Genomic DNA, 11,346 nt, shown 5'->3' with positions numbered 1-11,346 from the left:
TTGGCGCTGGACTAAACAAAGGCCCCCTTTTAGGGGGCTCACACAAAGCCACCTTCTTTAGAAGGTGGTAATTTACTTTGGAGAAGAGAACAATGACAATGCTGATTCGTGAAGGCACATTGGAAGAAGCACTTCAAGTTGTGGCGCGTGTTACCGAGTTTTCGAAAGGAGAAACGGTAGACTCCATGACTCAACGTTTAGAAGAGAAAAACAGTTTAATCCTCGTTGCAGAAAAAAATGGCACGATTGTCGGCTTCAAAATAGGTTACGAATTAGAGGATGGTGTTTTCTATAGCTGGTTAGGTGGTGTTGTCCCTGAAGCTCGAAATGAAGGCGTGGCACAGCTGCTTTTGGAAGCTCAAGAGGATTGGGTGGCAGAACAAGGCTACAACACATTAAAAGTGAAATCTCGAAACCAGTTTCCGGCTATGCTTCGCTTGTTATTGAGAAATGGCTATATCATTGAAAAGTTTGAAGAAAAAGTAAATCTTCGAGAGTCTCGAGTGCATTTCATTAAAGCAATGTGAAAATAAATGAGATTTTTTCTCATTTAACTGTTGACTACGAAATGAGAATCATTATTATTAAACCTGTCTTAGGGAATGAGGAAAGTTCACAAGGACGTTGAGTGACTTATTAACAGAAGTTAATTAACTGAAAGTTGAGAAGTGATGAAACATTTTTCCGAGAACTTGCACGAATTCTTTTTGACACGACATTGCTCACATTGCTTCCAGTGTAATTTATAGCTTCTTGGTTAAGCTGCTCTATTTACAGAATTTGCTTTACCACTTCTGCTAGGCGACCCCATTCGGGTCGCTTTTTTCTTTTCTACGATTTCTATTTGACGTCACTATTAATATCTTTTCCACATGCGATGATCATTTTAGGATCGTTGATCTTCTCGCCGTCATGCGAATTTATTATTATAAATCAATAGGTTGAGTTGGTGTTTTCTTGTGTTTTTTGTTATTGGATAACCAGTGGATAATTTCTATAAACAGAGTTATCCACAGGGGTGGTGTTTTCTTGAATAAAGTCGGAAAAATTTACGCGACCTAGATCGAGCGAACAAGATAGATTCAGATCAGCAGTCATGGCATCCTAGGCAGATCTCTCAAGTACTGAATTGGATACAGACAATTATGGCAAGTATTCCTGAAAATCCGTTGATCCTTATCGACGGCTCTTCTTACCTATATCGCGCTTTTCACGCCTACCCGGGCACCATGAGCAATGGTGAAATTCCAACTAATGCCGTTTACGGCGTCGTGAACATGTTACGCAGCATGATGCGTCAGTTTGCGTCTGAGCGCATCGCGGTGGTTTTCGATGCAAAGGGAAAAACCTTTCGTGATGATATGTATGCAGAATACAAAGCGAATCGTCCGCCAATGCCGGATGACCTGCGTTGTCAAATTGAACCATTACACAATGTTATTCGTGCAATGGGTTTGCCGCTGATCTGTGTTCCTGGCGTCGAGGCGGATGACGTCATCGGTACGTTAGCATACCAAGCATCACAAAAGGGCATGCCTGTATTGATCAGTACTGGTGATAAAGACATGGCGCAGCTAGTGGATGATAACATTACCTTGATCAACACCATGACGAACGTCGTAATGGATCGTGAAGGTGTGGTTGAAAAGTTTGGCATTCCACCTGAGTTGATCATCGACTACTTAGCACTGATGGGCGATAAAGTAGATAACATTCCTGGTGTACCGGGTGTCGGTGATAAAACAGCGACCGCACTACTGCAAGGTATTGGTGGTCTGACGAAGTTGTATGAAAACCTCGATGATATTGCAGGGCTTGGTTTCCGTGGTTCTAAAACCATGGCGAAAAAGCTCATCGACAACAAAGAAAATGCCATGCTTTCGTATGAGCTCGCGACCATCAAATTGGATGTTGAGCTTGAGGAAACGCCAGAATCATTGCTGAAAGCGGAACCAAATAAAGACGAATTAGTGAAGCTGTATGGCCAACTGACGTTTAAATCTTGGTTGAATGAACTACTTGAAGGCGGTTCTGGATCTGTGGAGGCCGTAGAGCTTGCAGGATCTTCACAAGCTTCTTCTTCTCAAGCCGAGATGGAAACTTCTGCGGTAACAATCGATCGCAGCCAATATGAAACAATTCTGGATAAAGAAACCTTCAATGCTTGGCTAGATAAACTTCAAACGGCTGAGCTGTTTGCATTTGATACGGAGACCGATAACCTAGATTACATGCTAGCGAATCTAGTTGGTTTGTCATTCGCTGTCGATGAAGGTATTGCGGCTTATGTGCCAGTTGCACATGACTATTTAGATGCGCCTGAACAGCTTGATCGTGATTGGGTACTAGAACAGCTGAAGCCAATTCTTGAAGATGCAGCGAAAGCAAAAGTCGGTCAAAACTTAAAGTATGATGCGTCTGTACTCGCTCGTTACGACATTGAGCTAAAAGGTATCAAGCACGACACGATGTTGGAATCGTATATCTACAACAGTGTCGGCGGTAAACACGATATGGACAGCTTGGCGCTTCGCTTCCTACAGCACAGCTGCATTTCTTTTGAGCAAATTGCAGGTAAAGGCAAAAATCAGCTTACGTTTAACCAAATCGAACTGGAACAAGCATCGCCATACGCGGCAGAAGATGCGGATGTGACCCTTCGTCTGCACAATCGCTTGTTTGCTAATATCGAGCAGGATGAAAGCCTGAAGACAGTTTACGAAGAGATTGAAATGCCGTTGGTGCCAGTTCTTTCGCGCATTGAACGCACTGGGGTCTTTATCGATGAAATGAAGCTGAGTGCGCAGTCGGTCGAGATTACCGCTCGCCTTGATGAGCTTGAAAAGAAAGCGTACGAAATTGCAGAGCAAGAGTTTAACATGAACTCGCCAAAGCAATTACAAGCCATCCTATTTGAAAAAATGGGTTTACCGGTTGTGAAGAAAACGCCATCAGGCACACCATCGACGAATGAAGAAGTTCTGCAAGAACTCGCGCTAGACTACCCACTACCAAAACTGATTTTGGAATACCGTGGTTTGGCGAAGCTAAAATCAACTTACACCGACAAACTGCCGAAGATGATCAACCCATCAACGGGGCGCGTGCATACTTCTTACCACCAAGCAGTGACTGCAACGGGTCGTCTATCTTCTACTGATCCGAACTTACAGAACATTCCAATTCGTAACGAAGCTGGCCGTCGTATTCGTCAAGCGTTTGTCGCGCCATCAGGGCATAAAATCTTAGCGGTCGACTACTCGCAAATCGAACTTCGCATCATGGCGCACCTTTCTGGTGACCAAGCGTTATTGGATGCATTCCGTGATGGCAAAGATATCCACGCGGCAACCGCAGCAGAAATCATGGGTGTTTCTATTGAAGACGTTTCAAGTGAGCAACGTCGTCGTGCGAAAGCGGTTAATTTCGGTCTTATTTACGGCATGAGTGCGTTTGGTTTGGCGAAGCAATTAGGCATTCCTCGTGGTGAGGCTCAAGCGTACATGGATACATACTTTGAACGTTACCCAGGCGTGATGCAGTACATGGAAGACACACGCAGCACGGCAGCAGATAAAGGGTATGTTGAAACGATTTTTGGTCGACGTTTGCATTTACCAGAAATCAAATCGCGCAACGGGATGCGTCGTAAAGCTGCTGAACGTGCGGCAATCAACGCACCAATGCAAGGTACGGCTGCGGACATCATTAAGAAAGCGATGCTGTTGGTTGATCAGTGGATTCAGGAAGAAGGCAATGGTCGTGTGAAGTTATTAATGCAAGTACACGATGAATTGGTCTTTGAAGTTGAAGAGTCATCATTGTCCGAAATTGAAAGTAAAGTACAGAAATTGATGGAATCTGCAGCAGAGCTAAAAGTACCGTTGGTTGCAGAAGCAGGTCACGGTGATAACTGGGATCAAGCTCATTAGTCACTTTTAGACCAAAATAACCAATTAATTATGAGCCAGCGCACAAACGCTGGCTTTTTTTTGAGATTAAAAAAGCTAGCGCAAAGTTAACTTTGATGTTGCTTAATAAAAATTTCATGAAAAAAAACTACAAAAATTCTTTGCAATTCTGACCAATTGTTGTACATTAATACTCGTAGGGTACAGAGGTAAGATGTTCTATCTTTCAGACCTTTTGTTTCACGTTATTGGATTAGGCTGATTCAGCCGCCCCAGTCAGTTTTTGACTGGGGCGTTTTTTATTGGACGAAAGAAAATTATTCTTTTGGATCAGTAGCTTAAAGTAAGCCTTCAGAAACCTTCTTTTTTGACCTTTCTAAATCACTGCAAAATCTCGATTTTTCCTTCAAATTTATCGCGTTATTCATCCTGTAAATTTACGCCAGTCACACTATTATTTTTTCTTGAAGGAAACTAAGTTACATCTTTTTTGAAGCTTTGCTTGGCTTAACTGTCTGAATTGTAAAGCTATTGGGTGTTTTTCGAGTGAATGTTTGGTGATGCACAGGAAACAAGAGCGCTTTTTAACCTATTGAAATCGAATCTCAGTTCAGCAATGCTTCGTCACATAACAATAATTACCAATTTTTCTCTCCCGTTATCCCTGCCAGGAAGGCGGGGATTTTTATTGCCTGTTATTTAGTTCAGATAAACAAAAGCCCCACCAAATGGCAGGGCCGTGTCGAAGAAATTTAACAAATATTGTTAATTATTCTTCATCGCTCGCTGGTATCTCTTGTTCGTCTTCTTCTATCAGGTGCGCTAGTGCTGGTGCAAACCAGGTATCCAGTTTTGCACGTAGCTGATCGACACCTAATCCTTTCAGTGAAGAGAACACATCAACAGAAACGTCACCACCGAAAGTTTCTACTTGCTTACGAACTTTCAGTAGAGTTTGTTTGCGTGCACCACTTTTTAGTTTATCTGCTTTGGTTAGCAAAACCTGCACAGGAATGTGGCTATCGATGGCCCAGAAAATCATTTGTTGGTCGAGATCTTTCATTGGATGACGAATGTCCATTAGAACCACTAAGCCTTTTAGGCACTCGCGTTTCTGTAGGTATTCACCCAAAGATTTCTGCCATTTGTTTTTCATCTCTACCGGTACTTGAGCAAAACCGTATCCAGGTAGATCGACAATGTGACAACCTTCTTCTACTTTGAAAAGGTTGATTAATTGCGTACGACCAGGTGTCTTTGATGTCTTGGCTAAGCTTTTTTGATTAGTTAGACGGTTAAGTGCACTCGATTTACCAGCGTTTGAGCGTCCTGCAAACGCAATTTCGACACCTTCGTCTTCCGGCAGGTGACGAATATCGGGTGCGCTGGTGATGAAATGCGTATTTTGGTAATGAATTTTTACGCTCACTGTTAACTCCATCTCGACTTTGTGTAGTCGATTGATTACTTTTTTGTGAAAATGTGTAAAATAACCGTGCTCGGCATAAGGTCGCCTATTGTACCATGAGTGTACGCGGTATGTTCACATTCCGTGGTACTGGAAGCTTGATAATTATAATGGAATGTCATGAAGAAATTAGCGCTAATTTTGAGTCTTTTAGCCAGTTGCTCAGTATGGGCCCAAGGTAATATTGAGGCTGGTAAAGCAAAATCACAAACCTGTGTCGCCTGTCACGGAGCAGATGGCAACAGTGCAATAACAACGTACCCGAAACTCGCAGGCCAACACGCTAAGTATCTTGAGAAGCAGTTAAAAGAACTTAAGCTAGGCATGACAAGTGGTGGTAAACAAGGTCGTTACGATCCTGTAATGAGTGGTATGGCAATGCCACTGAGCGATGAAGATATCGCAGACCTATCTGCTTACTACGCTTCGCTACCAGTTTCAGAAAACTCAACACCTGAAGATGTAGTAGCAAAAGGCAAAACGCTTTATACCGCTGGTGATGCCGAGCGTGGCCTAACCGCATGTATTGCATGTCATGGTCCTCGTGGCAATGGTACTGAGCTTTCAGGTTTCCCGAAAATTTCTGGTCAGCATGCTGACTACATCAAAGCTCAGCTAGAAAAATTCCGTGATGGCGACCGTGGTAATGATATGAATGCCATGATGCGCGACATCGCGAAGAAAATGACAGACGAAGATATCGAAGTGCTGTCTAAATACGTTGGCGGTCTGCACTAATATACCTAAATCGCTCAAGATCCTGCATCTTGAGCTGGTTGGGTAGATGTCCCTACATCGTTCGAGCAACTTGTACAAAAATGCCCTAGTGAATCCACTAGGGCATTTTTGTTCGTGACAGATATCACAGTCGAGTTTGGATACGAAAGCGATAGTTGGCTCGGCAGTTTGTGAGACATTTGCCATACTTGATGTTGGCTTTTTCTTGTTAGTGTTTTTAAGTTTTTGATTAAATGATAATTTTGATTTTTTAGAAAAATAGGCGGATTATTTTTTCAATCCATTACTTGTGAGCATAACGGGATGGCGTAAAGTAGAAGTCGTTCACAGGGGGTGAATGTAAGGATTTAAGACCACGGTTTAGGTCTCCAAGGATGTAGCTCGGATGCTTGGTGATTTAGAAAGGGATTTAGATAGGTAGGGAGCCTATCAGATAAGGATGGTCATCTCGTCTGACGGTTAAGACAGTGAAACGGATCAGGCACAGGAAGTTGCTCAGTAGACAGGAAGTAAACGGATAGCCAAAACTCATCAGGAAGATGAAAAACAACTCTTTTTGGCAGGGAAAGCTCTAAAAACAAAGGGATCATTGGTGCACCAAATGTGTGCAACACAGTTTCGCCAATTGATGGCACTTAGAAAGCGACAGTCTGACTGTCGCTTTTTTTATATCCGTTGACTTGCTCAGTCGTAACTTGAATTGAGATTACAGCACTTACTTTAGCTTTATAGGTTGTAAACAAAGTTTTTTAATAAAAATTGCTGAAAAAATACTCAACAACACTCCAATCCGAGTTCACTTTCTGGTATGTTTCGCATCCCTGTTTGAGGAAGTCAGCATGCATACCTGTCCTTTATGCCAAAATCAGCGCACTCACCATTATTTTGAAGATAAGCGTCGTGAATATCTTCAATGTGAGCAGTGCAGCTTGGTATTCGTAAATCCAGACCAACGTTTGGATGCGGAAAGCGAAAAAGCTCACTATGATTTGCATGAGAACAACCCCGATGATTTGGGTTACCGACGCTTTTTGTCGCGTATTGCTGACCCGATCACAGAGCGAATTTCTCCACAATCAAATGGTATCGACTTTGGTTGTGGTCCTGGCCCAACGCTCTCCTTGATGCTGGAAGAGGCGGGGCACAACATGGCGTTGTACGATCTCTACTACCACCCTGATACGTCGGTTTTAGAAAAAACGTACGACTTCATGACAGCAACAGAGGTGATAGAGCACCTCTACCACCCAGATTTGGTGTGGAAGCAATGGTTGAATTTAGTTAAGCCAGGGGGCTGGATAGGCCTGATGACGAAAATGGTCATCGACGTGGAGGCTTTCAAATCATGGCATTATAAGAACGATCTCACTCACGTAGTGTTCTTTAGTCGTGACACGTTCCAGTTCCTAGCAGAGCGGGATAAGCTCGAACTCGAATTTATTGGTAATGATGTAATTTTACTGAGGAAACCCCAGTAATGAGCCGTAGTAAAAAATCTAGAAAACCGGGTGCCGCTGGTGCACCTGAGTTTGTTGTAACTCGTAACCGTACAGAATCTGATGTGGAAGGCCGTTTACGCAAGCGTGCTAAAAAGCGTAAAGGTCTGAAAACGGGTAACCGTAACTCAGAAGTTAACGAGCAGAAAAAGCAAGCTGCTGCACAAAATCGCGACCCGCGCTTAGGCAGCAAAAAGAAAATACCTCTGATTGTTGAACCTGCGAAGAAAATGACGAAGCAAGAGCGTCGTTTGTCGGCAGAGCAAGAACTAGAGATGCTAGAAAATGACGCGCAATTGAACGTGTTGCTAGACCGTATTGAAGCGGGTGAAAACCTGGGCACAGGTCTACAGAAATTCGTCGATGAGAAACTCGACCGCATTGAGAAGCTAATGGACCAACTAGGCTTGTTGGAACCTGAAGAAGAGGAAGACTTCACTGCACCTGCTGAGAAAAGCACGCGCAACGATGATGACTTGCTGGCAGATTTCGACGACATTAATTTCGACGACTATAAAGGATAATTAAGCTATGAATGTAACCTTATTAGCTATTGCTGGTGTTGTGATTATCATCGCACTCGCTTCTTATGCAGGTTACCTTCTGCTTCAATTGAAAAAGCAAAAGGAATTGCAGCTGAAGCATCAAAAATTGGCGATAGACAAACGTAACGCCAACATTTTTGAGAATGTGCATACCTTGTGTCAGGCGGGCATTCAAGGGCAGTGCGATTTATCTGAAATCAGTATCCGTGTGTATAACATCATGGATTATGTACAAGGTGAAGACCGCGTTGATTTCGATAAAACGTACCCTGCGATTTCTGAGCTTTACCACATAGTGAAAGATATGGCGCGTGGCGAAGAACGCCAACAACTTGCCAAGAAAGAGCGTATGCAACAGAACTTGACGCGTCATAAAGCGGAAAGCCGCCTCACTGATGCGATTATTGAGGAGCTCAAAGTGTTGCAGAAAAACGTCCAGCCACTGAATAATCAAATCAATATTCAGATGATTTAAGCGCGACCCCCAATAGTCTCCTTATGACTAATGGGGGTATCGTGATCACGCTAGCACTTCTTTAGTTTTATACTTAAAAAGCCAGTCGGCGTTGCCACGCTTGTCATCGTCGTATGGCAAAATAGCGGCTCTGAATATCGGGTGACGGCTTTCGTTGCCCTAGCATTTAACGGAAAGTACCACCATGTCGAATCAACACACTGAATCGAAACAGCAAATCGTCTGGGATCAAGCGGTATTGGATAAGTACAACTATTCCGGGCCTCGTTATACGTCGTACCCAACGGCGCTGGAGTTTCATGAAGCGTTCACCATTTCTGATTATGATATGGCATGCACTCAATACCCAGAACGCCCATTATCGCTGTACGTACACATTCCGTTCTGTCACAAGCTTTGTTACTACTGTGGATGTAATAAAGTCATTACACGCCATTCGCACAAAGCGGATGAATACCTCGACGTGCTTGAACACGAAATTCGTCAACGTGCTGCATTACTTGTTGGTCGCACCGTGACGCAATTGCATTTTGGTGGTGGTACACCGACGTTTCTCTCTGAAAAGCAAATCACGCGTGTAATGAGCCTGCTACGCCAAGAGTTTACTTTTAGTAGCGATGCTGAAATCAGTATCGAGGTTGACCCGCGTGAAATCGAGCTGACCATGCTGGATCATCTGCGTAGTGAAGGCTTCAATCGCTTGAGCATCGGTGTTCAGGACTTCAACAAAGAAGTGCAAAAGCTGGTGAATCGTGAGCAAGATGAAGAGTTCATCGTTGCGATGGTTGCGCGCGCAAAAGAGTTAGGCTTTCGTTCGACGAACCTAGATTTAATTTACGGTTTACCGAAGCAGACCAAAGAATCTTTTGCCAAGACTCTAGAACAAGTGCTAGAGATGCAGCCGGGCCGTCTATCCGTGTTTAACTACGCGCACATGCCACAGCTATTTGCAGCGCAGCGTAAGATTAAAGACGAAGACCTGCCAAAGGCAGAAGAGAAGATGGCGATTCTGCAAGACACCATCGCGACACTGACTGATGCTGGCTACCAATTTATCGGTATGGACCACTTTGCTTTGCCGGACGATGAACTTGCTGTTGCCCAGCGCGAAGGTATTTTGCATCGCAATTTCCAAGGCTACACCACACAAGGTGAATGTGACTTGGTTGGCTTTGGTGTTTCTGCAATCTCGATGATCGGCGATGCGTACGCGCAAAACCAGAAAGAGCTGAAGAAATACTACGCTCAAGTCAACGAACTTCGTCACGCTCTATGGAAAGGGGTCTCTCTGGACTCCGATGATTTGCTCCGTCGCGAAGTGATTAAGCAGCTGATTTGTAACTTCAAGTTAGACAAGAAAGCCATTGAGTCTGAGTTTAAAGTGAGGTTTGAACAGTACTTTAAAGAAGATTTGCAGCTACTTCAGACCTTTATTAACGATGAGCTGGTGGAAGTGGATGACAATGAAATTCGTGTGACGCTGCGAGGTCGTTTGTTGATCCGTAATATTTGTATGAGCTTCGATAAATACCTACGAGCAAAGGCACGTCAGCAACAGTTCTCTCGTGTTATTTAATCAGAGATACAGATTCAAGATATAAAAAATGCCAGCAGATGCTGGCATTTTTTTATGTTTTCGCTGGATTTAAGCGCGATCTTTTACTTTTTCTCTCAGTTCCGATTTTTCTGCTTCTGAAAGGAACGCAATCTCAAGGCCATTGATTTGCGCTTGGCGAATCTGGTCTTGGCTCAGGCCAGCGGCTGGTGCCGCTACTTCGTATTCGTATGGCAGTTCGATACCTTCAACCGCTGGATCGTCAGTGTTCAGACACGCAAGAACGCCATGCTCTAGGAACTGCTTGAGAGGGTGGTTTTCTAGCGTTTCTACCGTACTTGTTTGGTAGTTTGACGTCAGGCAAGATTCAATACCAATGCGGTTTTCTGCTAGGTAATCCATCAGTTTTGGATCGTGAATCGCTTTTACGCCGTGACCGATACGAGTTGCGCCCAGCTCATTGATTGCTTGCCACATGCTCTCTGCACCTGCTGCTTCACCAGCATGGACCGTTACCCCAAGGCCAGCATCGCGTACTTGCTTGAAGTGAGACACAAAGCGATCACCCGGTTGGCCTAGCTCGTCACCCGCAAGGTCGACGGCAACGATGTGATCTTTCTGGCTCAGAATGCCGTCCAGTTCTTGTTGACATGCGTCAGTGCCAAATGTGCGACTCATGATACCGATCAGGTTGGCTTTCACGCCAAAATCGCGCATACCCGCTTGCACACCGTCCACGACGGCTTCAACAACCCCCGTTACTGGTAGTTTGTGTTTCATCGCCATGTAGTAAGGAGAGAAACGCAGCTCTGCGTAATCGATTTGTGCGTTTAGCGCGTCTTCTACGTTTTCGTACGCGACACGACGACACGCATCTAGATCGCCCAGTACAGCAACACCCCAGTCGAGCTTAGAAAGGAAAGCAACAAGAGAGGGTTCCGCTTCGACAATTTGAACGTGAGGAGTGAGAGACTCAATATCGTACGCTGGTAGGGCAATGCCAAACTTTTGGCCTAGCTCAAGAATCGTTTTAGTACGAATGTTACCGTCGAGGTGACGGTGCAAATCAGTAAGAGGAAGGTTCTTCGTTATCATTTTGTCGATCCGGATAGTTATGAACTGGAACAGGGCCCAAACATCATCTGTGACAATACATGG

Annotated in this window: 9 protein-coding genes; 7 read left to right on the top strand and 2 right to left on the bottom strand. The window is 44.2% G+C overall.

What is annotated here, in order from left to right; translation table 11 throughout:
- Nucleotides 1-92: 92 nt before the first annotated feature.
- A complete protein-coding gene (locus R7F67_RS02035; protein ID WP_005379245.1) occupies nt 93-527 on the top strand; it encodes a GNAT family N-acetyltransferase in 435 nt (144 codons plus the stop codon).
- Between the two features lie 618 nt (nt 528-1,145).
- Nucleotides 1,146-3,932, top strand: a complete 2,787-nt coding sequence (gene polA / locus R7F67_RS02030) for a DNA polymerase I (RefSeq protein WP_005379246.1) — start codon at nt 1,146-1,148, stop codon at nt 3,930-3,932.
- A 748-nt stretch (nt 3,933-4,680) separates the two neighbouring features.
- Here polA and yihA read toward each other — a convergent pair.
- On the bottom strand, nt 4,681-5,340 hold the full coding sequence (yihA, locus tag R7F67_RS02025) for a ribosome biogenesis GTP-binding protein YihA/YsxC (protein WP_017635019.1): 660 nt from the start codon (nt 5,338-5,340) through the stop codon (nt 4,681-4,683).
- A 159-nt stretch (nt 5,341-5,499) separates the two neighbouring features.
- On the opposite strand from yihA, the gene R7F67_RS02020 reads away from it, so the two are divergent.
- The 5 genes from R7F67_RS02020 to hemN all read left to right on the top strand — a co-directional run bounded on the left by R7F67_RS02020 (nt 5,500) and on the right by hemN (nt 10,209).
- Nucleotides 5,500-6,117, top strand: coding sequence for a c-type cytochrome (locus tag R7F67_RS02020; RefSeq protein WP_005379248.1), 618 nt, complete (start codon nt 5,500-5,502; stop codon nt 6,115-6,117).
- An 839-nt stretch (nt 6,118-6,956) separates the two neighbouring features.
- Nucleotides 6,957-7,595 (top strand): class I SAM-dependent methyltransferase, encoded by a 639-nt coding sequence (locus R7F67_RS02015; RefSeq protein WP_005379250.1) that lies wholly within the window; start codon nt 6,957-6,959, stop codon nt 7,593-7,595.
- The gene (gene yihI / locus R7F67_RS02010) at nt 7,595-8,137 is read left to right on the top strand and encodes a Der GTPase-activating protein YihI (RefSeq protein ID WP_005379252.1); all 543 of its coding nucleotides are present in this window, start codon (nt 7,595-7,597) and stop codon (nt 8,135-8,137) included. The genes R7F67_RS02015 and yihI overlap by 1 nt, the downstream gene beginning before the upstream one ends.
- Nucleotides 8,138-8,144: 7 nt before the next feature.
- A complete protein-coding gene (locus R7F67_RS02005) occupies nt 8,145-8,633 on the top strand; it encodes a DUF2489 domain-containing protein (RefSeq protein ID WP_005379254.1) in 489 nt (162 codons plus the stop codon).
- A gap of 184 nt (nt 8,634-8,817) precedes the next feature.
- Nucleotides 8,818-10,209, top strand: a complete 1,392-nt coding sequence (gene hemN / locus R7F67_RS02000) for an oxygen-independent coproporphyrinogen III oxidase (protein WP_017821952.1) — start codon at nt 8,818-8,820, stop codon at nt 10,207-10,209.
- A 69-nt stretch (nt 10,210-10,278) separates the two neighbouring features.
- Here the strand turns inward: hemN and add are convergent, their stop codons facing one another.
- Nucleotides 10,279-11,283, bottom strand: a complete 1,005-nt coding sequence (gene add, locus R7F67_RS01995) for an adenosine deaminase (RefSeq protein WP_017821942.1) — start codon at nt 11,281-11,283, stop codon at nt 10,279-10,281.
- Nucleotides 11,284-11,346: the final 63 nt, after the last annotated feature.

Origin of the sequence: Vibrio sp. YT-17, assembly GCF_033337375.1 — a bacterium.
GTDB classification, from domain to species: Bacteria; Pseudomonadota; Gammaproteobacteria; order Enterobacterales; family Vibrionaceae; genus Vibrio; species Vibrio alginolyticus.
The sequence above is the reverse complement of the archived record's forward strand: the minus strand, read 5'-3'. Positions and strand labels throughout refer to the sequence as shown.

Bases quoted from the DNA above. Each gene is read 5' to 3' on its own strand.
- R7F67_RS02035 (WP_005379245.1), top strand. From the start codon at position 93: ATGACAATGCTGATTCGTGAAGGCACATTGGAAGAAGCACTTCAAGTT.
- polA (WP_005379246.1), top strand. From the start codon at position 1,146: ATGGCAAGTATTCCTGAAAATCCGTTGATCCTTATCGACGGCTCTTCT.
- R7F67_RS02020 (WP_005379248.1), top strand. From the start codon at position 5,500: ATGAAGAAATTAGCGCTAATTTTGAGTCTTTTAGCCAGTTGCTCAGTA.
- R7F67_RS02015 (WP_005379250.1), top strand. From the start codon at position 6,957: ATGCATACCTGTCCTTTATGCCAAAATCAGCGCACTCACCATTATTTT.
- yihI (WP_005379252.1), top strand. From the start codon at position 7,595: ATGAGCCGTAGTAAAAAATCTAGAAAACCGGGTGCCGCTGGTGCACCT.
- R7F67_RS02005 (WP_005379254.1), top strand. From the start codon at position 8,145: ATGAATGTAACCTTATTAGCTATTGCTGGTGTTGTGATTATCATCGCA.
- hemN (WP_017821952.1), top strand. From the start codon at position 8,818: ATGTCGAATCAACACACTGAATCGAAACAGCAAATCGTCTGGGATCAA.
- add (WP_017821942.1), bottom strand. From the start codon at position 11,283: ATGATAACGAAGAACCTTCCTCTTACTGATTTGCACCGTCACCTCGAC.